General features: G+C 70.8%; 28 protein-coding genes. 13 read left to right on the top strand and 15 right to left on the bottom strand.

From position 1 onward, the window contains the following. Position 1: 1 nt before the first annotated feature. Together AB0O28_RS33645 and AB0O28_RS33640 are read right to left on the bottom strand one after the other, a co-directional pair. On the bottom strand, positions 2-181 hold the full coding sequence (locus AB0O28_RS33645; RefSeq protein ID WP_363646610.1) for a hypothetical protein: 180 nt from the start codon (positions 179-181) through the stop codon (positions 2-4). Between the two features lie 106 nt (positions 182-287). Continuing rightward, positions 288-695, bottom strand: a complete 408-nt coding sequence (locus AB0O28_RS33640; protein ID WP_363646609.1) for a VOC family protein — start codon at positions 693-695, stop codon at positions 288-290. Between the two features lie 169 nt (positions 696-864). On the opposite strand from AB0O28_RS33640, the gene AB0O28_RS33635 reads away from it, so the two are divergent. Both AB0O28_RS33635 and AB0O28_RS33630 read left to right on the top strand, forming a co-directional pair. Next, complete coding sequence (locus AB0O28_RS33635) at positions 865-1,290, top strand: pyridoxamine 5'-phosphate oxidase family protein (protein ID WP_363646608.1); 426 nt, start codon at positions 865-867, stop codon at positions 1,288-1,290. A gap of 7 nt (positions 1,291-1,297) precedes the next feature. Then, positions 1,298-2,302: a zinc-binding alcohol dehydrogenase family protein gene (locus AB0O28_RS33630; protein WP_363646607.1), complete on the top strand. Its 1,005-nt coding sequence runs from the start codon at positions 1,298-1,300 to the stop codon at positions 2,300-2,302. On the opposite strand, the gene AB0O28_RS33625 is transcribed toward AB0O28_RS33630, so the two are convergent. Both AB0O28_RS33625 and AB0O28_RS33620 read right to left on the bottom strand, forming a co-directional pair. Beyond that, entirely contained in the window at positions 2,289-2,768 is a 480-nt protein-coding gene (locus AB0O28_RS33625) for a CBS domain-containing protein (RefSeq protein ID WP_363646606.1), read from the bottom strand. The two genes, AB0O28_RS33630 and AB0O28_RS33625, sit on opposite strands and share 14 nt — an antisense overlap. Then, on the bottom strand, positions 2,765-3,463 hold the full coding sequence (locus tag AB0O28_RS33620; RefSeq protein ID WP_363646605.1) for a CBS domain-containing protein: 699 nt from the start codon (positions 3,461-3,463) through the stop codon (positions 2,765-2,767). Before AB0O28_RS33620 ends, AB0O28_RS33625 begins: the two co-directional genes overlap by 4 nt. Before the next feature lie 129 nt (positions 3,464-3,592). Between AB0O28_RS33620 and AB0O28_RS33615 the strand changes: the two genes are divergently transcribed. From AB0O28_RS33615 to AB0O28_RS33605, 3 genes are read left to right on the top strand one after another with little or no spacing between them, the layout of a single operon-like run. Further along, positions 3,593-5,251: an FAD-dependent oxidoreductase gene (locus AB0O28_RS33615; protein WP_363646604.1), complete on the top strand. Its 1,659-nt coding sequence runs from the start codon at positions 3,593-3,595 to the stop codon at positions 5,249-5,251. Then, the gene (locus AB0O28_RS33610) at positions 5,248-6,696 is read left to right on the top strand and encodes an ATP-binding protein (RefSeq protein ID WP_363646603.1); all 1,449 of its coding nucleotides are present in this window, start codon (positions 5,248-5,250) and stop codon (positions 6,694-6,696) included. The genes AB0O28_RS33615 and AB0O28_RS33610 overlap by 4 nt, the downstream gene beginning before the upstream one ends. Positions 6,697-6,753: 57 nt before the next feature. Next, positions 6,754-7,611, top strand: a complete 858-nt coding sequence (locus AB0O28_RS33605; protein WP_363646661.1) for an NAD(+)/NADH kinase — start codon at positions 6,754-6,756, stop codon at positions 7,609-7,611. Positions 7,612-7,629: 18 nt separating this feature from the next. Here AB0O28_RS33605 and AB0O28_RS33600 read toward each other — a convergent pair whose 3' ends face one another. Beyond that, entirely contained in the window at positions 7,630-8,049 is a 420-nt protein-coding gene (locus tag AB0O28_RS33600) for a MerR family transcriptional regulator (protein WP_363646602.1), read from the bottom strand. 55 nt (positions 8,050-8,104) lie between these two features. Between AB0O28_RS33600 and AB0O28_RS33595 the strand changes: the two genes are divergently transcribed. After that, on the top strand, positions 8,105-9,058 hold the full coding sequence (locus AB0O28_RS33595) for an SDR family NAD(P)-dependent oxidoreductase (protein WP_363646601.1): 954 nt from the start codon (positions 8,105-8,107) through the stop codon (positions 9,056-9,058). A gap of 73 nt (positions 9,059-9,131) precedes the next feature. On the opposite strand, the gene mgrA is transcribed toward AB0O28_RS33595, so the two are convergent. The 5 genes from mgrA to AB0O28_RS33570 form a co-directional block, all read right to left on the bottom strand. Then, positions 9,132-10,127 (bottom strand): L-glyceraldehyde 3-phosphate reductase, encoded by a 996-nt coding sequence (gene mgrA / locus AB0O28_RS33590; protein ID WP_363646600.1) that lies wholly within the window; start codon positions 10,125-10,127, stop codon positions 9,132-9,134. Between the two features lie 142 nt (positions 10,128-10,269). Then, positions 10,270-10,899, bottom strand: a complete 630-nt coding sequence (locus tag AB0O28_RS33585; protein WP_363646599.1) for an alpha-ketoglutarate-dependent dioxygenase AlkB — start codon at positions 10,897-10,899, stop codon at positions 10,270-10,272. Between the two features lie 70 nt (positions 10,900-10,969). Next, entirely contained in the window at positions 10,970-11,146 is a 177-nt protein-coding gene (locus tag AB0O28_RS33580; RefSeq protein ID WP_363646598.1) for a hypothetical protein, read from the bottom strand. Positions 11,147-11,227: 81 nt separating this feature from the next. Further along, positions 11,228-11,806: an EF-hand domain-containing protein gene (locus AB0O28_RS33575; protein WP_363646597.1), complete on the bottom strand. Its 579-nt coding sequence runs from the start codon at positions 11,804-11,806 to the stop codon at positions 11,228-11,230. 584 nt (positions 11,807-12,390) lie between these two features. Further along, the gene (locus AB0O28_RS33570) at positions 12,391-14,688 is read right to left on the bottom strand and encodes a molybdopterin-dependent oxidoreductase (RefSeq protein ID WP_363646596.1); all 2,298 of its coding nucleotides are present in this window, start codon (positions 14,686-14,688) and stop codon (positions 12,391-12,393) included. A 120-nt stretch (positions 14,689-14,808) separates the two neighbouring features. Here AB0O28_RS33570 and AB0O28_RS33565 point away from each other — a divergent pair, with 120 nt between their 5' ends. The 3 genes from AB0O28_RS33565 (at position 14,809) to AB0O28_RS33555 (ending at position 15,740) form a co-directional block, all read left to right on the top strand. Next, positions 14,809-14,952 (top strand): hypothetical protein, encoded by a 144-nt coding sequence (locus AB0O28_RS33565; RefSeq protein WP_363646595.1) that lies wholly within the window; start codon positions 14,809-14,811, stop codon positions 14,950-14,952. Then, positions 14,937-15,110 (top strand): hypothetical protein, encoded by a 174-nt coding sequence (locus AB0O28_RS33560; protein WP_363646594.1) that lies wholly within the window; start codon positions 14,937-14,939, stop codon positions 15,108-15,110. The genes AB0O28_RS33565 and AB0O28_RS33560 overlap by 16 nt, the downstream gene beginning before the upstream one ends. 411 nt (positions 15,111-15,521) lie before the next feature. Next, a complete protein-coding gene (locus tag AB0O28_RS33555; RefSeq protein WP_363646593.1) occupies positions 15,522-15,740 on the top strand; it encodes a hypothetical protein in 219 nt (72 codons plus the stop codon). Between the two features lie 147 nt (positions 15,741-15,887). Here the strand turns inward: AB0O28_RS33555 and AB0O28_RS33550 are convergent, their stop codons facing one another. Further along, entirely contained in the window at positions 15,888-16,115 is a 228-nt protein-coding gene (locus AB0O28_RS33550; RefSeq protein ID WP_363646592.1) for a hypothetical protein, read from the bottom strand. 166 nt (positions 16,116-16,281) lie between these two features. Here AB0O28_RS33550 and AB0O28_RS33545 point away from each other — a divergent pair, with 166 nt between their 5' ends. Beyond that, positions 16,282-17,622, top strand: coding sequence for a helix-turn-helix transcriptional regulator (locus AB0O28_RS33545; protein ID WP_363646591.1), 1,341 nt, complete (start codon positions 16,282-16,284; stop codon positions 17,620-17,622). On the opposite strand, the gene AB0O28_RS33540 is transcribed toward AB0O28_RS33545, so the two are convergent. Both AB0O28_RS33540 and AB0O28_RS33535 read right to left on the bottom strand, forming a co-directional pair. Then, positions 17,612-18,304: a hypothetical protein gene (locus AB0O28_RS33540; protein ID WP_363646590.1), complete on the bottom strand. Its 693-nt coding sequence runs from the start codon at positions 18,302-18,304 to the stop codon at positions 17,612-17,614. The genes AB0O28_RS33545 and AB0O28_RS33540 overlap by 11 nt on opposite strands. 9 nt (positions 18,305-18,313) lie before the next feature. Continuing rightward, on the bottom strand, positions 18,314-19,141 hold the full coding sequence (locus tag AB0O28_RS33535) for an oxidoreductase (RefSeq protein ID WP_363646589.1): 828 nt from the start codon (positions 19,139-19,141) through the stop codon (positions 18,314-18,316). A gap of 99 nt (positions 19,142-19,240) precedes the next feature. On the opposite strand from AB0O28_RS33535, the gene AB0O28_RS33530 reads away from it, so the two are divergent. Further along, positions 19,241-20,143 (top strand): LysR substrate-binding domain-containing protein, encoded by a 903-nt coding sequence (locus tag AB0O28_RS33530; protein ID WP_363646588.1) that lies wholly within the window; start codon positions 19,241-19,243, stop codon positions 20,141-20,143. Between the two features lie 4 nt (positions 20,144-20,147). On the opposite strand, the gene AB0O28_RS33525 is transcribed toward AB0O28_RS33530, so the two are convergent. Next, positions 20,148-20,801 (bottom strand): HAD family hydrolase, encoded by a 654-nt coding sequence (locus AB0O28_RS33525; protein WP_363646587.1) that lies wholly within the window; start codon positions 20,799-20,801, stop codon positions 20,148-20,150. Positions 20,802-21,262: 461 nt separating this feature from the next. Here AB0O28_RS33525 and AB0O28_RS33520 point away from each other — a divergent pair, with 461 nt between their 5' ends. Continuing rightward, positions 21,263-21,610 carry a hypothetical protein gene (locus AB0O28_RS33520; protein WP_363646586.1) on the top strand — a complete coding sequence of 116 codons (348 nt, stop codon included), beginning with the start codon at positions 21,263-21,265 and terminating at the stop codon, positions 21,608-21,610. 36 nt (positions 21,611-21,646) lie between these two features. Further along, a complete protein-coding gene (locus AB0O28_RS33515; protein ID WP_363646585.1) occupies positions 21,647-22,876 on the top strand; it encodes a hypothetical protein in 1,230 nt (409 codons plus the stop codon). A gap of 82 nt (positions 22,877-22,958) precedes the next feature. Here the strand turns inward: AB0O28_RS33515 and AB0O28_RS33510 are convergent, their stop codons facing one another. Beyond that, on the bottom strand, positions 22,959-24,395 hold the full coding sequence (locus AB0O28_RS33510) for a DUF2786 domain-containing protein (RefSeq protein ID WP_363646584.1): 1,437 nt from the start codon (positions 24,393-24,395) through the stop codon (positions 22,959-22,961). Positions 24,396-24,455: the final 60 nt, after the last annotated feature.

The raw sequence follows: 24,455 nt of genomic DNA, 5'->3' as shown, positions 1-24,455 counted from the left end.
CTCACTCCGCCCCTCCCGCCGCCTCCGGGCCGACCCCGTGGTCGGCGGCCAGGCGGTTCAGGTTGTCCAGTCGGCCCAAGGCGATCTGGATGCCGTGCTCGTCGCCGCCCTCCCGCGCCCGCCGCAGTTCCTCGCGCGCCTCCGCGAGCCGGGCACGCAGCTCCGCCGTGAACTCGTGCATGTCATCCTCTCCTTCGTCGGCGAGGCCCAGCATATTCACAATATGAAGAATTCTTCAATTCAGCAGCACCGCAGTCCACTCGGCCCGCTCGGGGAGGCGGAGGGGCTCAGGCGGGGAACGGCGCGAAGGAACGGTGATCGCGCCGCAGCGGATGGCCCTCGGGGACCTCGACCAGCACGATCGGCAGGCCGTCGGGGTCCTCGATCCACATCTCCACCAGCCCCCACGGTTCCAGCCGGGGCGGCCTGGACACCCGTACGCCGGCCTCCAGCAGCCGGTCGTACTCCTTCTGGACGTCGCGCACCTGCAACCAGATCGCCGTGCCCTCCTGTCCGGCGCCGGAGCCGTGCGGGGAGATCTCGAGGAGCCCCTGCCCCAGGAAGAACACCACCCCGGGGTCCTCGGCCGGCCCGAATTCCCGGCTGACGGCCAGGCCCAGGACGTCACGGTAGAAACGGCGGCTCTCGACACCGTCGGCCGGTCGCAGGAGTATGCGGCTGCTCAGCACTTCCACGTGACGGTCGTGCCCATCTGGGGCATGCGATTAAGGATGGATTACGGCAAGCGGCGGCCAAGCCTTCCGGGCCCTTCGTCCCTCCGGCGGACGACGGACGGCCCTGCCGCCACGAGGGGTACCGGACGTTAGTGTGCCGACGGCCCATGAGATCACTGTGGAGGTTCGAATGACTGAAGACACCGCACCCGCGGGCATGCCGCGCCTGGACAAGCTCGACCGCGAGGAGTGCCTGCGGCTGATCTCGCCCGGCGGGGTGGGCAGGATCGCCTTCAACAACCCCAGCGGGCCGGTGATCCTGCCGGTCAACTACACGGTCGAGCAGGGCGCCGTGCTGTTCCGGACGGCGCTCGGCGGCCCGATGGACGCCGATTTGCGCACCGGGGTCGAGGGGGCCGATTTCATGGTGGCCTTCGAGGTCGACCACATCGACGAGAGCACCCGGGAAGGCTGGAGCGTGCTCGTCCGCGGCGGGGCGCACCACGTGACCGGCGACGTGAACAAGAAGGTCGAGACGTGGGCGGGCGGCGAGCGGGAGCTCTATATCCGGATCGTGCCCGTCGAGATCAGCGGCCGGCGCATCCAGCACGGATAGCCGGGTCATGGACGCCTGGGTCGTGGCCCGGCCGGGGCCCGTCTCGACGCGGCCGCTGGAGCGGTCCGTGCTGCCGGATCCCGCGCCCGGGCCCGGGGAACTGCTGGTCCGCGTAGAGGCGTGCGCGGTCTGCCGCACCGACCTGCATCTCGCCGAGGGCGACCTCCCCCCGAGACGCCCCCGTACGGTGCCCGGCCACGAGGTCGTGGGACGGGTGGCGGGGCTCGGCCCGGACACGGCGGGGCCGCCGCCCGGCGCCCGCGTGGGGGTGGCCTGGCTGCGCTCGACCTGCGGCCGGTGCCGCTACTGCCTGCGCGGCGCGGAGAACCTGTGTCCCGCGTCCACGTACACCGGCTGGGACGCCGACGGCGGGTACGCGGAGCTGCTGACCGCCCCCGCGGCGTACGTCTACCCGCTGCCGCAGGACGCCCCGGCGGAGACGCTCGCGCCGCTGCTGTGCGCGGGGATCATCGGATACCGCGCGCTGGTCCGCGCCGGCCTGCCCCCGGGCGGGCGGCTGGGGATCTACGGTTTCGGCGCGTCCGCGCACCTGACCGCCCAGATCGCGATCGCCGAGGGCGCGACCGTGCACGTGATGACGAGGTCGGCGGCGGCGAGGGAGCTCGCGCTCCGGCTGGGCGCGGCCTCCGCCGCGGGCAGCGCCGACCCGCCGCCCGAGCCCCTGGACGCGGCCATCCTGTTCGCCCCGGTGGGCGACCTCGTGCCGGTCGCACTGGCCGCGCTCGACCGGGGCGGCACGCTCTCCGTGGCGGGGATCCACCTCACCGACATCCCGGTGCTGAACTACCGGCGCCACCTGTTCCAGGAGCGGACGCTGCGCAGCGTCACGGCCAACACCCGCGCCGACGGGCACGAGTTCCTGGGGCTCGCGGCCCGCCACCACCCGCGGGTCGCGACGACGCCCTACTCCTTCGACGCCGCCGACCGGGCCCTGGCCGACCTGGCCGCCGACCGCGTCGAGGGGGCGGCCGTCCTGCTCATGGACCGGTGACGGGCGGCACCGGCTCCAGGCGGAACAGGCCGCCCTTCACGTCCGTGGGGCCGCCGGACGGTCGCGCCGTCCTCCCGGCGAGCGCCATCAGCACGTCGGTTGTGGTGACCAGGCCCCGAAGAACCTCGTCAGGCCCGAGCACGGGGACCGCGCCGCAGTCGGCGTCGGTCATCAGCGCGGCGATCTCGCGGAGCGGGGCGTCCGGGGCGACGCGGGGACAGCACCGCCCCCGCACGAGCGTGCGCACCGCCGCCAGGGACTGCTCGGCGGGGCCGCCCGACCAGTGCGCGGCGACGTCCTCACGCGTGAGCACGCCGACGAGCCGCGAGCAGGCGTCCACGACCGGGAGGTGGTGGACGCCGGCCCGCCACATCAGTTCCCAGGCCATGAGCGGCGACTCCTCCGGCTCCACCGTGACGAGCGTCCGGCTCATCACCTCGGACGCGGTCATGGTCTCGACGCTCATCGAACTTTCCCGCCTTCCGCCGGGCCGGTCCCCGGGGGCGCGCCCGCGGAGACGTCCCGGCCCACGTCGTCAGTCTCGTACGTCATGGAGGACTCGACGTCCACCACCCCGTCCACCCGCCAGACCTCTCCGATCAGAGCGCAGAGCTGGGACCGCCGTTCCACTCCGCCGTCGAGGTGGACGATCCCGCCCTCGATCCGCACGGCGCAGTCCCGGGAGTGGCGGGCCACCACCTCCAGGACGTCGTCGCGAAGGTCCTCGGCGGGCCGGCAGAACGCCCTGATGAGGTCGGACTGTTTGACCACTCCGGTGATCCGCCCGGTCTGCCCGTCCACCACCGGCAGATCCTTGATCCTGTTGCGGTGCATCAGCACGGCCGCCCGCCGCAGGGGGGTGTCCTCGGTGACCGTGATCGCGGGGCTGCTCATGATCTCGGAGACGGTGCGGCCGTGCGCCTTCCTGCGCTCCCTGTGCCGGGACGGCCCCTCGAAGAGCAGATCGCCGAGCCGCCTGTCCAGGTCCTTGAGCAGCAGGTCCTCGTCGCTCACCATGCCGATCACCCGCCTTTCGGCGTCGACGACGGGGACGGCCCCGACATGGAACCGGCACATCGCGGTGACCACGTCGGTGAACGAGGCAGTCGCCTCGACGGCCACCACGAACCTGTTCATGACGTCGCGGACGGTCATCGGCATGACACCCTCCCTCGTTCTCCCCAGCCTTGGCCACAAGCGGCGGCGGGGCGACCGGCGAACGTCCCCCTACCGTGGGACCTATGTCCCGGGGGTCCCATTAAGCGAATATCCGCCAGTACCTTGTGTGTTGTGCAGAATGCCGCGATCCTCACCGTCGACGACGACCCTTCCGTCTCCCGGGCGGTGGCTCGTGACGTACGCCGCCGATATGGCGACCGTTACCGGGTGATCCGAGCCGAGTCGGGCCCCAGCGCGCTCGAGGCGCTGCGTGAGATCAAGCTGCGCGGCGAGCAGGTCGCCGTCATCCTGGCCGACTACAGGATGCCCCAGATGAACGGCCTCGAATTCCTCGAGGCGGCCATGGACGTCTTCCCGCTGGCGCGCAGGGTGCTGCTGACCGCCTACGCGGACACCGACGCGGCCATCAACGCGATCAACATCGTCGACCTCGACCACTACCTCCTCAAGCCGTGGAACCCGCCGGAAGAGAAGCTCTACCCGGTGCTTGACGCGCTGCTCGACGCCTGGCTCGCCACCCCCGCCGTGACGATGCCCGAGACCAAGATCGTGGGTCATCGCTGGTCCGCGCACTCGTTCACGGTGCGCGACTTCCTGGCCCGCAACCTCGTGCCGTACCGCTGGCTGCGGGCCGACGAGGCCGAGGGCGTGCGCCTGCTGACCGCCGCCGGGATGAGCGAGGCGGACGTGCCGGTGGTGATCACCACGGACGGCAAGGCCCTGGCGCGGCCCACGGAGGCCGACCTCGCCGCGCATGTCGGCATGGCCACCACCCCGGCCTCGGATCTGTACGACCTCGCCGTGATCGGCGCGGGCCCCGCGGGTCTCGGCGCCGCGGTGTACGGCGCGTCCGAGGGCCTGCGCACCCTGCTCGTGGAGCAGCGCGCCACCGGCGGCCAGGCCGGGCAGAGCAGCCGCATCGAGAACTACCTCGGCTTCCCCGACGGCGTGTCCGGCGCCCAGCTCACCGACCGCGCCCGCAGGCAGGCGCTCAAGTTCAACACCGAACTGCTCACCACCCGGGAGGTCGTCGGCCTCGAACGCAGCGGTTCGGCCACGGTGCTGCGCTTCGGCGACGACACCGCCGTGACGGCGCACACCGTCGTGCTGGCGACCGGCGTGTCGTACCGGCTGCTGGACGCGCCCGGCCTGGCCGAGTTCACCGGCCGCGGCGTCTTCTACGGCGCGGCCGCGACCGAGGCCCCGAGCTGCGCCGGAGAAGAGGTCTACATCGTGGGCGGGGCGAACTCGGCCGGCCAGGCGGCGGTGTACTTCTCCCGGTTCGCCAGCAAGGTGCACATCCTCATCCGGGGTGATGACCTCACCCGGTCGATGTCGCGTTATCTGATCGACCAGATCGAGGCCATCGGGTCGATCGAGGTCCACCCGCGCACGCAGGTGGTCGGCGGCCAGGGCCGCGACCATCTGGAGCGCCTGACGCTGTGCGACGGGCGGACCGGCCGGACGACGACCGTGCCGGCGTCGTGGCTGTTCGTCTTCATCGGGGCGGAACCACGCACCGACTGGCTCGGCGACGTGGTCGCCCGCGACGCGAGCGGCTACGTGCTGACCGGCTCCGACCTGCTCGCGGACGGCAACCGCCCGGCAGGGTGGACGCCGTCCAGGGACCCCTATCACCTGGAGTCGAGCATGCCCGGCGTCTTCGCGGCGGGCGACGTACGGGCCGGGTCGGTCAAGCGCGTCGCCTCGGCCGTGGGCGAGGGCGCGATGGCGGTCTCGCTCGTGCACCGTTACCTGGAGGCCAGATGACCGACCATCCGAGTGAGCCGACCCTGTCACCCGACGAACTGCGCACGCTCTTCCTGTTCGAGTCGCTGGACGACGCGCAGCTCGTGCGGCTGTCGGAGGCGGGCCGGGTGGAGCAGCGGCTCGCCGGCACCCTCGTCTACCAGGAGGGCGATCCCGCGACCTGCTTCTTCGTGCTGCTGAGCGGCACGGTCGCGATGAGCAGGCGGGTGCAGGGCGACGAGGTCGAGGTGAGCCGCACCGGCCAGCGCGGCGTGTACGGCGGCGCCACCCAGGCGTACATCACCGGTGAGTTCTCCCAGCTCTACCTGAACACGCTCACCGCGCTCACCGACGCCGAGTTCTTCGTTCTGCCTGCCGAGGTGATCGGTGCCTGCGTGCGCGAGTGGTTCCCGATGGCGATGCACCTGCTGGAGGGGTTGTTCCTCGGCATGCGCGCCACCCAGACGATCGTCGGCGAGCGGGAGCGGCTGCTCGCGCTCGGCTCGCTGTCGGCCGGCCTGACGCACGAGCTGAACAACCCGGCGGCCGCCGCCGTACGGGCGACGTCGGCGCTGCGCGAGCGGGTGGCGGGCATGCGGCACAAGCTCGCCATGATCGCCGACGGGCGGCTGGACGGCAGTCAGCTGCACGACCTGGTGGAGCTGCAGGAGGACGCGGTCAAGCGGTCGGCCTCCGCCCCCGACCTCACGCCGCTGGCGCGCTCCGACGCCGAGGACGCGGTCGCCGACTGGCTGGACGACCACGACATCGTCGGCGGCTGGGACCTGGCGGCGACGCTGGTGGCCGGCGGCCTCGACGCGGCCTGGCTCGACCAGATCGCCGGGGCGGTGGGCGAGGAGAACCTGGAGGCCGCGGTCCGGTGGCTCACCTACACGGTGGACACCGAGCTGCTGATGTGCGAGATCGACGACACGGTCAACCGGATCTCCGGCCTGGTCGCGGCCGCCAAGCAGTACTCCCAGCTCGACCGCGCCCCGCACCAGACGGTCGATGTGCACGATCTGCTCGACGCCACGCTGGCCATGCTGCACGGCAAGATCCCCGAGGGTGTCCGCACGGTCAAGGAGTACGACCGGTCGCTGCCGCCCATCCCGGCGTACGCCGCGGAGCTGAACCAGGTGTGGACCAACCTCATCGACAACGCGCTCGGCGCGATGGACGGCACGGGCACGCTGACCCTCCGCACACGGCGGAAGGACGGCCACCTGATCGTCGAGGTCGGCGACACCGGCCCCGGCATCCCGCCCGAGATCCGGCCCCGCATCTTCGAGCCGTTCTTCACCACCAAGCCCGTCGGCGAGGGCACCGGCCTGGGCCTGGACATCTCCTACCGGATCGTGGTCAACAAGCACCACGGGGACATCCGGGTGGAGTCGGCGCCCGGCGACACCCGGTTCCGGGTCTACCTGCCCCTCGTGCAGGCGCCCCGGGAGGACCGGCCGTAGGGAACCCCCGGCGGGGACAGACGCGCGGGCCGGTGGCCGTACAGTGAGGGCGTGGGCATGGTCAGCACCGTGGGTCTCGTCCTGCATCCGCAACGCGACTCCAAGGAGGCGATCGACACGATCGTCGAGTGGGCGCGCAAGCGGGACTGCACGGTGCTCGGGCTGCCCGACGAGGTCGGGCGCATCGACTGCAGCGCGGTCGCGGTGGACGCCCCGGCTCTGGTGAGACGGTCCGACCTCCTCGTCAGCCTCGGCGGAGACGGCACCATGCTGCGCACGATGCGCCTGATCGCCGGGCGGCCGACCCCCGTCCTCGGCGTCAACCTGGGACGGCTCGGTTTCCTCGCCGAGATCGACGTGGACGAGCTGGCGCCCGCGTTGTCCGCGATCGACGAGCACAGATACACGGTCGAGCCACGTATGGCGGTCCGCGCGACCAGCCATGACGGCCGGATGGTGACCGCGTTCAACGACATCGCCCTCGTCCGCATCCCCGGCGACGGGCTCGCGGCCGTCTCCGTCTCGGTCTACGGCGAGCCGTTCGTGCGGTACGCCGCCGACGCCGTGATCGTCTCCACCTCCACCGGGTCCACCGCGTACAGCTTCTCGGCCGGCGGCCCGATCGTCTCCCCCACCGTCGAGGGCTTCCTCGTCGTCCCCGCCGCCGCCCACTCGGCGTTCAACCGGGCGCTGGTCCTGTCGGCCGACGAGGAGGTGACGCTCGACGTGCTCCCCACCAGCGGACAGCTCGCGCTGGAGGTCGACGGCACCATCGGCGGCCACCTGTGCCCAGGCGACCGGCTCACCGTGACCGCGTTGCGCGCCGCCGCCCGCGTGGTGCGGCTCGGGACGACCACCTTCTACGAGCGGGCCCGGCGCAAGCTCCGCGTGAACGGCAGCGCCGAGATCGACTGAGCCGGCCTCAAGGGCCGATCAGGGGGACGGCGTGGGCGCCCACAGTCCCGTCGCGGTCCCGTCGCGCAGGTGCCCGCGGTAGGTGATCACCTTGTCGTGGATGACCGCGAGGCTCGCGTCGAGCTCGGCGATCCGTGCCCTGACGGTGCGCTCGTGCTCCTCAAGCAAAGCGAGGCGCTCGTGCTCGTTGCCCGGCCCCGACCGTACGAGCTCGGCGAACCTGCGCAGGGTGGCGATGGACATGCCGGAGTCGCGCAGCCGGTTGCACAGGACCAGCCACTGCACGTCCGCCGGGTCGTACACCCGCTGTCTTCCGGCCGATCGGGGGATCGGGCGGAGGAAGAGCCCCTCGCGTTCGAAGAACCGCAGCGCGTGCACGCTCAGCCCGGTCGCCTCCGAGACCTGCCCGATGGACAGAGCTTCCGTACGCCTGGTCATGCGGCGGATCGTACAGCTTGACCTAGAGCACGCTCTAGTTTCTACCGTCCTTCTCATGACGACACAGCACAGGATCGGCAGTGGTTTCGGCGCCCGCAGCACCGCGCGCGAGGTGCTCGCGGGCATCGATCTGTCCGGGCGGACGGCCCTGGTCACCGGGGGGTACTCCGGGCTCGGCCTGGAGACGACGCGGGCGCTGAGCACGGCGGGGGCTCAGGTGATCGTCCCCGCGCGCAGGCCGGCGGCGGCGAAGGAGGCGCTGCGCGACATCCCGGGCACGGAGACCCGCGAGCTCGACCTGGCCGACCTGCACAGCGTGCGCGTGTTCGCGGAAACGCTCATCGAGACCGGCAGGACCATCGACATCCTCGTCGCCAACGCCGGCGTCATGGCCTGCCCGGAGACCCGCGTCGGCCCCGGGTGGGAGGCCCAGTTCGCGGTCAACCACCTCGGTCACTTCGCCCTCGTGAACCGCCTCCGCCCCGCCCTGGCCGGCGGAGGATCGCGGGTGGTGTCGGTGTCCTCCGCCGGCCACTTCGCGACCGGGATCCGATGGAACGACATCCACTTCCGCGACGGGTACGACAGGTGGCTGGCCTACGGCCAGTCGAAGACCGCGAACATCCTGTTCGCCGTGCGCCTCGACGCGCTCGGGGCCGCCGCCGGCGTACGGGCCTTCTCCCTGCATCCGGGCGAGATTCTCACTCCCCTCCAGCGGCACATCCCCCGCGAGGAGCAGATCGCCCTCGGCTGGATCTCTCCGGGCGGCACGGCGGCGGAGGGCTTCAAGACTCCGGAGCAGGGCGCGGCCACGACGGTATGGGCGGCGACCTCTCCCATGCTCGCGGATCGGGGCGGGGTCTACTGCCAGGACTGCGACGTCGCCGAGCTCGCCACGGGCGACGACATGGGCACCGGAGGGGTCAAGCCGTGGGCGATCGACCCCGGGGAGGCGTCGCGGCTCTGGGACCTGTCGTCCGAGCTCACCGGCGTCGACGCGTTCTCCTGACGCGGACAGCCTCCTGACGCGGACGGCCGGGGCGGCGCCTGCGCGCCGGCCCCGGGGATCACGTCCGCGTGGCCTACAGCAGGTTCGCGATCTCGGCCAGTTCCCCTGCGGTGAGCGGGGGCGCGTCGAGGGCCGCGATGTTCTGTTCGAGCTGCCCGACCGAGCTCGCCCCGATCAGCACGGACGTGACCCGCGGGTCGCGCAGGATCCACGACAGGGCGAGCTGGGCGAGCGACTGGCCGCGCTCCTGTGCGATCTTGTTGAGCCCGCGCAGGGTCTCCAGCAGTTCGGGGGTGAGCCGGTCGCGCGTGAGGAAATGGCCGATCGCCATCCGGGAGTCGGCCGGCACGTCGCCGTCGAGGTAGCGCCCGGTGAGCAGGCCCTGCGCCAGCGGCGAGTACGCGATGCAGCCCGCTCCCGCCTGCTCCAGCGTGTCGAGCAGCCCGTCCTCCACCCAGCGGTCGAGCATGGAGTAGCGCGGCTGGTGGATCAGGAGCGGGGTGCCCAGCTCGCGCAGCACGGCGGCGGCCCGCTCGGTCTGCTCGGCGGAGTAGTTGGAGATGCCCACGTAGAGCGCCTTGCCGGAGCGAACCGCCGTGTCGAGGGCGCCCATGGTCTCCTCGATCGGGGTGTCCGGGTCGGGCCGGTGGGAGTAGAAGACGTCGACGTAGTCGAGGCCCATCCGGCTCAGCGACCGGTCGAGGCTGGCCAGCAGATACTTGCGCGACCCCCACTCGCCGTACGGCCCGGGCCACATGTCGTAGCCCGCCTTCGTCGAGATGAACAACTCGTCCCGGTAGGGCCGGAAGTCCGCGGCCAGGTGACGGCCGAAGTTCTCCTCCGCGGAGCCGTACGGGGGGCCGTAGTTGTTGGCCAGGTCGAAGTGGGTGACGCCGAGGTCGAAGGCCCGGCGCAGAACGGCGCGCTGCACGTCGAACGGGTGCCCGTCGCCGAAGTTGTGCCACAGGCCGAGGGAGATCTCGGGAAGCAGCACCCCGCTCCTTCCGCTGCGCCGGTACCGCATGTCGTCGTACCGGGTGGGGGCGGGGGCGTAAGGGTTCGGGATCATCCGTGACCTTTCTTCGTGCGGCCGTGGCCCGTGCTTCGCCGGGGCCTTGCTCCAGGACTACCAGGAAACCGCACGTGTCAACGGCCCGGCGGGTGGGGCGACGCCCCGAACCCGGACCGGCGGGCCGGCCTGTCGCCGCCCCTCAGCGCACGCCTCTGGGGCGGAACTGAACGCTGATGCGGGCGCCGGCCACGGTGGCGGACTTCGGGATCGCGTGCTCCCAGGTGCGCTGGCAGCTCCCGCCCATGACGATGAGGTCGCCGTGGCCCAGCTCGTGCCGCACCGTCGGGCCGCCCCCGCCGCGCGGGCGCAGCAGCAGCGGGCGCGGCGTGCCGACCGACACGATCGCGACCATGGTGTCCTGCGTGCTGCCGCGCCCGATCGTGTCGCCGTGCCAGGCGACGCTGTCCCGGCCGTCCCGGTAGAGGCACATCCCGGCCGTACGGAACGGCTCGCCGAGCTCCTCCTCGTAGTGGGCGTCGAGCGCGTCCCGCGCCTGGACCAGCACCGGGTCGGGAAGCTCCTCGTCCTCCTCGTAGAACTTCAGCAGACGGGGCACGTCCACGACCCGGTCGTACATGTGCCTGCGCTCGGCGTGCCACGGCACCACCTCGAGAAGGCGTTCGAAGAGCGCGTCGGCCCCCTCGATCCAGTGCGGCCTGACGTCGATCCAGGCGCCCCGGTCGAGCGGGGTGCGCCGCACCGACGAGCCGAGCGGGCCGACGCGCACATCCTCGTCCCAGTCGAGGAGCGAAGCCTGGAAAGTCCTCATGCCCACCAGCATATTCAAACACGCATTCGATCATGCCGGTGCCGGGCACGCCCGCGCTCGCCACGATGGTTCAGGGGCCGTCCAGCAGGCGGACCGGGCAGTTCAGTCCGCCGTGGTCGGCGAACGGGAAGCAGTTGTCGCGTCCCACCGGGCCCGGCCTTACGCACAGGAGCAGGCCGGTCACACGCTCGACCGGCGCCTCGACGACACCGCGCACCTCGCAGAGGAGGGTTCCCGCGGACGTCACGGCTGCCGGCGACGGCGAAGCGGCAGAAGCGGTGCTCCTGGAACACGGCCCTGACGCCCTCGCCCGCGGGGCAAGGGGCCGTCAGTCCGCGACTCTGCCGAACAGGTGGTTGGCGGGGGCGTCCGGGTCGTTGCCGTAGAAATACTCCGCGAGCGCCTGGTGGAACTCGGCGCGATCCAGCGTGCCTGAGCCGTCCAGGTCCAGGGCTGTGAAAACCTCGGCGCAGTGCTCGAAGGAGATGTTGCCGGCCAGGCCGAAGATCTGCTGGAACTCCTCTTGGTCGATCTTGTCGTTGCCATCGAGATCGATGAGGTCGAAATAGCAGTCGGCCACCAGCTGGATCTGCTGCGGGTACAGGCCGGGGTCAGTCAGGGCCCGCCGGAACCCTTCGGTCATCTCTCGCAGGTCGATCTTCCCGTCGCCGTCCTGATCCATCGGGGCGATCACGTGAGTCCAGAACGCGTCCAGCTCCTGGGTGAGGCGATGGGCGGTCGGGGACTTTGACGCGGCACGAGCGGCGATGTAGCGCTCGGCCATCAGCAGGACGTCCTGCCGGGTGATGACCCCGTCGCCGTCGACGTCGGCGCCCCTGAACCACTGGCGGTACTTGCGATCTTGAAGAGTGGTCGTGTCTGCGTGAGCTGCGAACGAGTCCGACATGGTGTGGTTCCTTCCTGTTTGAGGATCATCACTGAGCCGCATCCGAACGAAATCATGCAGTTACGTTCCGCGAGACGTCATGTGGGTGAGGGCGCGGTGACCGGCGAAGCGGATTCACGGCATGAGGTACGCCTCCTTCAGGAGACGGTCCCGTTGCGGGGCGTCCGGAGTCAGAGCTGTGACCAGGACGGCGGACCGGCCAGGGCGTTAGTACGGCCCGGCCGGTCATCAGACGTTCACGTTCATACGGGGTTGGATGCAACCTTTACCACCTCGCCTTCGCCGTTTCGCGGGGATCGAATGATCACCACTAGACCGCTGACCGAAAGTAATGTAAGAGATACTCATTGTGATATGGCGTGGTGGTGAGGCATGAGTAACCTACGACAAAGAATCACGATTACCTGTCACACGAGCATCGTGCGAGGCACGCCCGCCGCGCCGGAGTTGCAGGCCAAGAGCCGCCACCAGCACCTGCCAGCCTCGGCCGCTACGTTCGCCTGGGCGAGGAGATCTCCGCCCGTATCACCGCCGAACACGATCCGGCAGCACGCCGACGCTCCCGCTGACGACCTCCTCCAGTCTCAATGCTCGAGGCTTGGGGGTGAGAAGGCGAGCACATCGGGAAGGGGGCCGTCGTAGCGCGCAACGTCGACCAGCGCACTGAGAGCACTCGGTCCTTGGGACAGGCGCGAGCATGGCCGATCCGCGGTGAGACCGTTCGGATTACCGTGGCGGTCCAACGTTCCGTTCATGCCTGGCTGGACCGGATCCCACCACGCCCCCGTCGACAGTTGCACGACGCCCGGCATGACATCGTCCGACAAGACCGCGCCCGCGAGACAGCTACCTCGATCGTTGTAAACGTGCACGATCATGCCGCTCTCGATGCCGCGCGACGCGGCGTCCAGCGGATTCATCGTCACGGGCTCGCGACCACCGATCTTCGAACTGAGACTGCGGCCACCGTTGTCGTACTGACTGTGCAAGCGTGAGGCCGGCTGATTCGAGATCAGGTGCAGCGGGAATCGGTTCGACAGCTCGGCACGAAGCCACTCCACTGGTTCAAACCACTTCGGATGCCCGGCGCAGTCGTCGTAGCCGAACGAGTCGATCTCCTCGGAGAAGATCTCGATCCGGCCCGACGGCGTCAGTAGGGGGAAACGCTGCGGATCTGAGCGGAGGGCCTCGAAACTGCCGGGGAACGGTCCGGTCGCCGCTGGCAGCTGAGCGGTGGAGCTGCGCCAGAAGTCGTCGAAGCTCGGCAAGGCGGCATCGCCGCCGAGCTTGGCCCTCGTCTGCTCGTAAAGGTGTCGAACCCACTCGATCTCGGAGCGCGACTCCGTGAACTCCCGCTCGAACCCGAGCTGGGAGGCCAAGGCAGCGAAGATGTGATGATCGGTGCGCGACTCGCCCGCCGGCTCGCGGACCTTCGGCATCGCGACGATGTGGGGGTCCGAAAACCCGGCAGCGAAGTCGTCGCGCTCCAGGCTGGTGGCGACGGGCAGCACGATGTCCGCGAACTTGGCCGTGGTGTTCCACCAGGCTTCGTGAACCACCACCGTGTCAGGGGTCTGCCAGGCGCGCGCCAACCGATGGAGATCTTGGTGGTGGTGGAACGGGTTCCCTCCACACCAGTAGATCAGGCGAAGCTCGGGCAACGTGAGGCGCTGGCCGTCGTAGTCGATGGTCTTGCCCGGATGCAGCAGGGCATCGGCGATCCTTGCCACTGGGATGAAATCCGGAACAGGGTTGGAAACCTCGGGTATCGTCCCCACGAAGGGGCGATCTGGGGCAACTCCTGTCGCGTCCATCGTCGCGTACCCTGCGCCCCAGCCGCAGCCAGGCCGACCCATCGAGCCCGCCATGGCGGCCAGTACGACAGACATCCAGATCGGTTGTTCACCATGGTCTGCCCGTTGCACCGCGTAGTTGACCATGATGAGAGAACGCTGGGTGGTGAGGCGGCCAGCGAGGTCGATGATCGCGTCGCGGCTGATGCCCGTGATCTTCGCTGCCCAGGCAGCATCCTTCGGGATGCCATCGAGCTCGCCGACCAGGTAGGAGGCGAAGCGATCGAACCCGACGCAGCACCGGCGAAGGAAGTCCTCATCGTGCCAGCCGTTGACCAGCATCGTGTGTGCGATGCTGAGCATCGCGGCGGTGTCGGTGTTGGGGATGACGGGCAACCATTCGGCGTCGAGGAAGCCGGCGGTATCGCTGCGGATGGGGCTGATGTTCACGAACCGCACCCCAGCCTCACGGCACTGGCGTTGCAGGTTCTGCGTCTGGTGCCTGGCGAGCCCACCAGGGTTGATCTGGCTGTTTTTAAGGGCAAGCCCTCCAAAGGCCACCACAAGCTCACAGTTCTCGGCTATCTCACCCCACATCGGCATCCGGGACTGGTAGCTCCACGGATGGCCGCCAATCACATGAGGGAGGATGACCTCCAACGCCGCGGTGCTGTAGGTGTTGCGAGAGTCGGTGTATCCCCCTCCCAGCGCCAGGAACCGGTGGAGCTGACCCTGCGCGTGGTGAAACCTGCCCGCACTCGCCCAGCCGTAGGACCCGCCGAAGACCGCGCTGTCTCCGTGCTGTGAACGAACTCGACGGAGTTCATCGCTCACCAGCGTGATCGCATCGTCCCAGCTCACCTCCACGAAGGCGTCCGTACCTCTGGCCGTGTCGTGGGCGCGCGGCTCGCCGTTCAGCCAGCCCTTGCGCACCGCGGGGCGCCTCACGCGAGCGCTATCGTCGGCGGCTGTCACCATTCCGGGGCCGATAGGCGATGGCACGGGGTCATCGTGCCTCGGCTCGATTCGCACCAGCTGGCCGGAATCGACTACGGCGACATAACTACCCCAGTGCGTCGCAACCGACATGCGTCGTTCCACCATGCATCAACTCCGGCTCTGAAGTTTCCGCCTGATATTGGACAGCGGTTGCTAACGTCATACCTCGAGCACTACAAGTTGTGAACCGCGCCGGGTCTCGTGGAAATCGTGCTGCTCGTCTTCATCGCCCTGCTGGAGAGCCTTCCGGTGATCATCGGACTGCTTTCACCCCGGACCGCGTACGATCTGCTGCTCTACACCGAGGAACGAGTGACACCCTTCGCGGCGAGGCGGAGGTGGCCGCCCGGCTGAAGGTCTCGGAGCAGGTCCTGAACGCCGGAGAGATCACCCTGGACACGGACGCCGTCGTCAGAAGCGCGGTGGACTCCACCGTCCAGAGCGCGCGTACCGAAATCCAGAGCGAGATCATCGACTTCGCGGCGGAGCGATCCCGGTGTAGGGCCGCCTGACAGGCCCCGCCCGGAGATGGGCGGAGCCGGCAGCAAGCTCCGCAGGCGCGAGGGCAGAGGAGTTCCTCAGCTCGTAGGGGTGGGCGGGCCGTACGGACAGCAGGGCGAGCACCGTCAGCCCGACCAGATCCCTGTCCGCCCGCCCCATTACTCCCCCATCGTCTTATTGCAATCCGCACTATCGCGAGACGCAATGCGACGCGGATCCCCTGCGCTGGGAATCCGAGGCGCGCAACCGCATCCGCACGGCGATCCGCCGGTACGGCAAGCCCCTCGCCGATCTCATCGCCCGCGACGCCAACGAGGGCGGCACCCGCCTGCTCGTCACCGATTTCCTCTGCGAAGGGCTGGGGTACGACAAATACGAACATCTGACTACCGAATACCAGGTCAAAGGCGAATTCGCCGACTATGGCATACGCGTGGGCGTTCAAGCGTCGGCTGATCGACGACCTGTGGAAGGCCCGCGCGGCGACGGCACCGAAATCTTTCATCCGCGTTCTTCTCACGCCCGTGATCCTCGACGCCGTACGGAAGGAACTGCGGCGGCAGACGGGACACAACGCGGACGAGAAGGAGATCGAGCGCATCCTCCAGGCGGACGTCCTCAGGCCCGATCTCCTCGCCTGAACAGCGGAGGGCAGGGCCGGGTGGATCTGCCGCAGACCAAGTTCCACCGATCGCGCAGGCGCGAACAACGGCGCCTGCGCGGTGCACGTCGCCGGCTACATCAGGGACCGTCTGCGGCACGGCCGATGACCGCGCCCGAGGCCCCGCTCACCCGGCCGCGGCGGGGTCGGCGACGACAGCGGCGGTGATCTCGGCCTGAGCGGCCAGCGCGGCGGCGAGGGCCTCGGGGTCGTCGGCGTCGAGCGTCATCGCGCATCCCAAGCGGATCGCGTCGAGGTCCACCGTCCCGCGCCTGGTCGCCCACCAGCGGCCGACGTCCGACCGCCAGATGATCCAGCCGGTATGGACCCGTGCGATGTCCTCCAACGTGGTCATGTCACCCATCTCCAACGGCTGCTCGCGGAAGTGGGCCAAGCTAAGCGCTTTTGAAGCGGTTGGAGTATCAGCCAGAGGACGTCCAATCACAGCCAGTAGCCACGCGAACACAGAATCTCCCGTAGTGTCGGCGTGTCACGCTGACGCAGTGTGCTGGGGGTGCGACATGCCGGCCAACCACCGCCATCCGCCGAATCGCCGGCTCGCGTGGGAACGCCTGCAGCGCGGGTGGTCCTACGAGGAGCTGTGCGAACGCATCCGTACGTCCATGCGGGCGTGCGGTGAGAAGGACACCGGCCTGACGGCCAACACGGTGCGGCGGTGGGAGACCGGCGAGCGGTGGCCGGATCCGCGCTATCGCAAGCATCTCGTGACGATTTTCGACAAGCCCGCGAGCGAACTGGGACTGCTCACCCCCGACGAGATGGCCATGCGGCCGGTCACGGAGGTGGTGGACGAGATACGGAGGCTGCTGAGCATGATCGTCGCAGAAGGCATCGACCGCTACACGTTCCTGCGGGGGCTCCTCGGCGCGGGCGTGCTCGCTCCGCTCCTCGGCGAGGGCGGCGAGCGTCTTCCCGCGGCGGTCGAACGCGGGCGCGGTGTCGACGCCGAGTCGGCCGAGGCGTTCGCCCGGGTCGTCGACAAGCAGGCCGCCCTCTACTGGACCTCTCCGCCCGACGACATCTTCCAGGCGTCGGTCGCGCACACACGGCTCGGCATGAGCCTGTTGCGAGGGGCGCCGGAGGGACCGGTCCGGCAGACACTGGCCGAGGCCGCCGCGCGCTCGGCCCTGCTGTCGGGCAGGGTCGCCTTCTTCGACCTGAACGACGGCCCCACCGCGGCGCGGCTGTACCGGATGGCCCTGTCGGCCACCCGGGAGTGCGGAGACCATCCGCTCGCCGCCGCCGTGCTCGCCCACGCGGCGTTCGTGCCGGGGTTCGAGGGCCACCGTACGGACGCTCTGGGCCTGCTGGACGCGGCGTTCGCGCACGCCTGGCACGGCGTCGGCCCGCTGACCAGGGCGTGGTTGCACTGCGTGGCGTCGGAGATCTCGGCCCGCTGCGGCGAACCGAAGGAGTGCATGCGCCACATCGACCGCGCCGACCACATGGTGGACGCGGGCGGCGACGACCCGGCCTGGCTGGACTTCTTCGAGCGGGCCAGGCTCGACGGCTTCGCCGGCTACAGCGCGCTGACGGCGGGCAACCACGAAGAAGCGGCCCGCCGCCTGCTCAAGGCGCTGGACGACCTGGGCCCGAACGGCGGCAAGCAGCGTTCGGTGCTGCTCGCCGACCTCGCCGCCGCGCACGCCCCGGGGGACGGCGACCAGGCCGCCGAGCATCTCAGGCGGGCGGTCGACGCGCTGGAGGACCAGTGGTACGCGATCGGGCACGACCGGGTCCGCGGCGTGCTGAAGGTCCTGCCGCCCGCGGCGGCGACGCGGGCGCTGGACGAACGGCTCACCGAACTCGGCCGCGCCAGACACCCCGAGCTCACGATGTGACGGCGGCCCCCGCCCGCCACGCCGCGCGCAGCGCCTCGATCTCCGCCGGGGAGCTGGCGCGGGCGATGTACGGGATGTCCAGCAGGTGTCGCGTCGTGTCGGCCGACAGGCGCTCACGCACGACGGCGGAGTCGTCGAGCACCTGGCCGTACAGCGACGCCCCGTCCATGCAGAAGATGTCGACGAGCACGGTTCTTCCGTCCACCGCCCGGCGCACGTTGCCGTGGTTGAGGTCGAGCCCGTCCCACCACGGCATCCGCGCCCGCCACTCCTCGTCCACCGCGAGGGCGGTCCGCCGTACGGCGTCGAAGGCCTCGTCGCCCGCCCCCTCGCGCCACCGCCGGGCGACCTCGGCCGCCTCGGCCTCCTCGGCAGGGGTCAGGAACTCCAGGACCGTGAGCGAGCCGCCGCCGTCGAGGTCCTCGGCGAGCGCCACCCCCGGCAGGTACGGGCTGCCGGGGCAGCGGCGGCACAGCTCCAGGAAGGCCGGATAGGCCGGGTCGAACGGGCAGATCCGCGCCGCGAGCAGGCCGTGTGGCGAGCGCAGCCCGACGGCCCAGTCGCCCACTCCACAGGGTGTCCAGCCGAGCCTGACGAGGTCGGCGAGCGCGTCCCGGTGGTTCACCGCCCCCCAGTCACGGCCGAGCAATGGCATGACATCCGGATCGTGATCGGATCGCATCCGACCACTCTAGAGATTCGTCGTCCTGCTGAGCTTCTCCCAGCGGTCCAGGTCCTCGCGGAGGGTCTCGTGGTGGGCGCGGATGGCCTCCACGGCGTCATCGCCCAGGGCGAGCCGCAGCGGCGGCTCGTCGTCGTCGAGGACCCGGAGGATCGCCTGCGCGGCCTTGGCCGGGTCCCCCGGCTGGGTGCCGTCCATGCCGTCCACGAAGGACCTGGTCGTACCCGTGGACACCCGGTAGGCGTCGATCGGCTCCGAGCGGTGCATGCGACGGCCGCCGAACTCGGTGCGGAACGCGCCCGGCTCCACGATGAGCACCCGTACGCCGAAGGGCGCGACCTCGGCGGCGAGCGCTTCCGACAGCCCTTCCAGGGCGAACTTGGCGGCGCAGTAGGCGCCGAACCCCGGCATGCTGAGCTGCCCGCCCATCGAGCTCATCTGGACGATCGTCCCGCTCCCCTGCCGGCGCAGGTGCGGCAGGACGGCCTTGGTCACGGCGACCGCCCCGAAGAACATGACCTCCATCAGCCCCCGCAGGTCGGCCATGGCGAGCTCTTCGACGGCCCCGACCGACCCGTGGCCGGCGTTGTTCACCACGACGTCGATCCGGCCAAAAGCGGACAGCGCCCGGGCCACCGCGGCGTCGATCGACGCGGCGTCGGTGACGTCCAGCCGGGCGGCCCGCACGCGATCGCCGCCCGTGCCCACCAGGTCCGCCAGAGTCTCGGGACGTCGCGCCGTCGCCATCACCCGATCCCCCGCGGCCAGCGCGGCCTCGGCCAGCTCCCGGCCGAAGCCCGCAGAGCATCCGGTGATCAGCCACACCCGTCCGGTCATGGTCCCACTCCTCGTCCTCGTGATCAGTGGGACCACTCTGCGCCGGGCGAGACCCTCCCGGCCAACACTCGTTCCCTGCAGGGGTTACAGTCAGGGCCTGTGACCCCCGAGCTGCGTCATCTGCGGTATTTCGCCGCCGTGGCCGAGCATCTGAGCTTCACCGTCGCCGCGCGGGAGCTGCACATCGCCCAGCAGTCGCTGTCACAGCAGATCGCGGCACTCGAGCGCACTCTCGGCGCACAATTGTTCGACCGCGACACCCGGGGCACGCGACTGACCGAGGTCGGCCGGGTGTTCCTGCCCGAGGCGCGGGCCGTCCTGGCTCGGGCGGACGCGGCCCTGGAAACCGCCCACAGGGCGGTGCGCGGCGAGATCGGCAGGCTTCGGGTGGCCTTCCTCGTCTCAACCGCGAACTACATGATGCCCTCGGTCGTCCGCGCGTTCCGGGAGCGGTACCCGGATGTCGAGCTGCTCGCCGAGGCCGTCGGCATCGCCGAGCTCGTGGCCGGGCTGCGCGAGGACCGATACGACGCGGCGTTCACCCGGCCGCCGCTGGTCGGCGACCTGGCGACCGCGACGCTGGTCGCCGAGCCCGTCTGCGCGGTCCTGCCGGCGGGTCACCCGCTCGCCGGACGGGCCGAGCTGTCGCTCGCCGATCTGGCCGGTGAGCCGTGGGTCCTCACCCCGCGCGGCTCGTGGCCACCCTGGCATCGCAAGTACGACGAGGACTTCCGTGCTGCGGGCTTCGAGCCGCGGGTGGTACAGCGGGCCGACGGTGTGCCGAGCCTGCTCGGTCTGGTCGCCGCCGGTGTCGGCGTGACGCGGCTCGCCCGGTCCGCGCACAGCCTCCGGCGCAGCGGTGTCGTCTTCGTGCCGCTCTCCGGCGACCGGGCCGAGACCGTCATGGCCTGGCACCCCGCGCGCGACCGGCAGGCCGTACGGAACCTGCTCGCCGTCGCGGCGGAACTGGCCGCCTCGATCGATCTCACCGCGGCCGGTTGAGCGATCAGTCGCCGTTGTGCTTGCGGATCAGGGCGGGCAGCTCGGCCAGTGAGTCGACGTGGAACAGGCACGCCCGGGCGGCCGGCTCGTGCCGGAGGATGTGCCCCCAGGGACCCCGCCGCACGAGGGCGGTGCGCAGCCCGGCCTTCTGGGCGGGCCGGATGTCGTTGTCGAGGCGGTCGCCCGCGTAGAGGACGGACTCCGCCGGGCATCCGGCCTCCGCGACCACACGGTCGAAGAAGGACGCGTCGGGCTTTTCCACACCCCAGCCGTCGGAGGTGCCGATCACGTCCACGGGCAGGTCGAGGGCGCGCAGGATGGTCTCGGCGCGGGCGGTCTGGTTGCCGGCGAGGCCGACGCGCAGTCCCATCTCCCGCAACTCCGCCAGGCAGGGCCGGGCGTCCGGATAGAGGTTCTCCTCGCCGAACGTCTCGGCCTGGCCTTCCCTGGCCCTGCGCTCCCGCTCCGCATGGAGGTCGAATCCGGGCCGGAAGTGCTGGAAGGTGTCCCGGTAGTCGCCCCCGCGTGCGATCACGGCGCCGAACACGGCGGAGAAGGTGTGCCGCGGGACGCCCAGCCAGTCGGCCCAGGTGCCGTACTCGCGGGTCTCGTCCACCAGGGTCTCTCCGACGTCGAAGAAGACCGCCTCCAGCCGCATCGGTACCTCCCGTCTCTCACGCTGCATGCACCTTACGCGGATTCGGCCGCCCTTCACTGCCCTGTCGGGCAGGACCGAAGCCACCGTGACGGCAGAAAAAGATTCGGTTCCGGCGGGCTCGGGGACGACGCACGGGGGACACTCGAGGTCGAACGGGTGCGGGCCGCCTTCACAAGCCCCGCACCGGGCGCGACGGCTGGCCGCCGGACCGGGATGGGACTTCGGCGACCGTTCCAGCCGCCACGGATGATGGTCACACAGAGTGCGCGAGATGCACGAAAACAGTGAGCGGCGGGTCTCCGATCAGCCAGACTGGATGCCGCACACCCCCCAGAAAAGGCGATGGGGAGCGGCCCTTCCGGGCGACTCCCCTGCCTAAGTCCTCTTGAGAGTACTTTCCCCGGCGGGTCGTGCGCAAGCGGTAACGACGCAGTCACTCAGCCGAAGGAGACACCTCGCCTATGGGAGTCAGCAGCAGACCTGAAACCGGCGCCTTGGTCACCGCCCGGGTCCAGGAGTTGCTGGAGTCCTGGCGTCCCTGGCATCGCCGTCTGTGGGACGTGGGCACCGTCCTCGCCCTGCGCGAGGCGGTGGAGGCGGCCGACTGGGTGGGGCGCCACGTCCTATCGCAGGCCTCTCTCGCGTGGTACGCCCGGGAGTCGCTGCTGCCCCGGCTGAAGACCGACAGCGCGCTCGGCGACGGGCTGATCCGCCGGCACCTGCACCAGATCTGCGTCAGGCCGATCAAACCGGGCGCCCGCAGCCAGCGCACCCTGGCGCTCCTGTCGGACCTGGTGACGGACGGTTAGCTTCGCCGGTGGCGCGATCTCCTCGCCTCCGGCCACGTGCATGTGGAACGTTCCTCTCGATGCATCGCCGCTCACCTGCTGGACGAGGGCTTCCATCAGGATTTCCTCCGACGTGAGATCAAGTCACGGCTCGGGACCTCCGCCGACGCCGTCGATCTGGTCGATCTCCTCATCGAGCTCGAATCCCAGGGCGTGACCGAATACGAGGGAGTGATCGTTCTGCAGGACAAGGTGCCCGCTCCACAAGTCGCGCTCAAGTCCTCGCACTGGCTGTCACAGGAAGAAGTACGCCGGCGTCTGCTCGTCGAGTTTCCGCACGCCACCGGGGTCCGCGCGAGCGGGGGCCTGCTGTTCCGCGTACGGGCTCGCGATCACGTCTCGGCGGTGCAGCAGGTGACCGAGCTGTTCGACCGCGTCCGCAACAGAGTGCGCTACCGGCGCGGGCAGACGGCGCTGGACGTCTATCCCAAGGTGTTCATCTCGGGGCTCCCCGAGCCGCAGGACTTCCGGCGGGGCGATCCGGCGGTGACCGTGCTGTCGCTGGAACGCGTCGGCGTGCTCTACGACCTGCCCGACGCCGGCGCTCATGGGCTGCGCATCGACGACGCGCTCGAACTCGCCGCGCCGCTCACGGAGAGCTCGCCGAGCACGGCCGTGGCGGGAGCGTGGGCCGCCGTCGAATCGCTGCTCTTCTGCGACACCGACGAAGCGGACCGCGAGGAGGGACGGGCGGTGGCCGCGGACCGGGCCGCCGCGCTGGTGGCCGCGGGCTGGCCACGCGCCGAGCTGACCGCGCTGAGCTACGACGCCCGGATCCGCGAGGAGGACGCGCGCCTGTGCCGCGACCTCGACGCGGCCGGCGCCAACAACCGCGAACGAGCGCGGCGGATGGCCCGGTGGCTGGCCGCGGAGCCGATCGTGCGCGTGGACGACCCGGTGACCATCGCCGCGCTCGGGCGGATGCGCGAGCTGGTCGCCGCGCCGTCCGTGACCCTCGGCCGGGTGGAGCGCTATCTGCGCGGCTGCTTCCGGCGTCTCTACCGCCAGCGCAACATCGTGCTGCACGGCGGTTCGACGCGTTCGATCGCGCTGCCCTCGACCGTACGGACGGCCGGGCCGCTCGTCGGCGCCGCGCTGGATCGGCTCGCGCACGGTCACGCGGTCTCGGGCGTCGCCCCGCTCGACATGGCCGGCCGCGCGGAGCTGGCCCTGCGGGTGGTGGAGGACGCCGACGGCTGGGGGCCGCACGAGTTGCTCGATGTGTGAACCCCGCCGTCCGGCAGCCCTCGTGGTCCCGTGGCGACCGAGCGCTCGGACCGCGTTGGTGGGCGGCCGGCACCGAGTCGGATCAGCGACCTCCCTCTGTGATCTTGTCGCGTAGGTCGAGGACGGCCAGGTCGGCGGCGGCCCGGCCGGAAATCCAGCCCTCCCGGTTGCTGATCGCGCCCGCGCCGACCATGGTCAGCGTGGGGAAGAGCTCCTCGACCCTCGCCTCGACCGCGGCCTCCCGGGCCGCCAGCACCGGCAGCAGGTCGCGCCCGGTGTCGGCGGCGGCCTCCCGCACCGCCTGCCCCGTCGCCTCCCGCAGCCGCTCCCCGATGCGCTGGGCGTACGCCGCGAGGAACGACTGCCTGAACGACCTCGTGCGGGACCGGCCGGAGCCGTCCCTGCGGGCCCCGGCCAGCCTCATCGCGGTCGTGGCCTGCACCAGCAGGGAGGTGAACAGCATCTCCACCGCGGCCAGGTCCGCGGGAAACCCGAGCACGGTGGCGAAACCGAAATGCCGGCTCCAAACCGAGCGGCAGCGGTTGGCCGACGCGATGACGTCCAGCAGCATCGCCTTCGGGCCCTCGTAGGGCGCGTCGACGCCCAGCCGGCGTCCCTCCGGCCGACCGGCTCCTCCCTGGCCGTCCCCTCTCTGGCCGGCCGTCCGGGCGGCCAGCAGCGCGGCGTCGATGCTGTGCCGGGCCATCAGCGACTGGGCCGCGGCGGTGAACGTCTCGGCCTCCGCCTCGAACTCGGTCGACTCGGCCTTGGCCAGCAGGGCCCGCACCCGGGCGAGCGTCCGTTCGTCCACCGCGCCGCCGCGGGGGCCACCCGTACGGCGGGCCGTTCCCGGCACCGGGCACAGCCGTTCCAACTGCGGCAGCGTGGCCAGCAGATGGACCACCCGCAGCGCGCAGGCGACCAGCGCGGTGCGGTCTCCGTCGTCCCGCAGATACTCCTCGTCGCGGCGCCACCACACCGTCGCGCCGACGGCCGTGAGCTGGTCCAGCCATCGATCGTCCACGGTCGCCGCGGCGTAGGCCCGCATCTCGGCCGCGACGGCGTCGGTCACCAGGCGGACGTGCCGGGCCTCCAGCCGCCGGTCCACCAGCCGGACGAGGTCGGCGGGCTGCCAGCCGCGCTGCCAGGCGACCGTCACGTGCCGGTTCAGGGCGTCAAGCAGGGCGCGGTCCACGACCTCGCGCAACCCCTGCCCCTGCGCCAGGACCTTCACGCACCGCCCGAACTCGGTCTCGTCGCGGCGGCGCCGCGCCTGCAGCGCCGCGGACAGCAACTCGGCCACCAGTTCCCCGGCGGCCTGGTGTGGAGGGCCCGACGACGACCAGGGAAAGCTCCAGGCGGCTCCCTCCGCCGGCCCGAGGCTCCACCGCCGCCGCGCGCCGTCCCCCTGTGTGCCGTCCTCCCGTGCGCCGTCCCCCCGCGTGCCGTTCCCTCGGGCGCCTGCGCCGCGACGCTCCTGCGTGTCTCGGGCATGACCGTGCCGGTTCGCCCCGCTCATCCGCTCACTCTCCCCCGATCGGCGTCCCTCCGGGTGGCCCTCGGCGACCGCCTGGCCGGT

Origin of the sequence: Microbispora sp. NPDC088329, assembly GCF_040685655.1 — a bacterium.
Classification (GTDB): domain Bacteria; phylum Actinomycetota; class Actinomycetes; order Streptosporangiales; family Streptosporangiaceae; genus Microbispora.
Note: the sequence above shows the minus strand (reverse complement) of the source record. Positions and strands in the feature narration are given on the sequence as shown.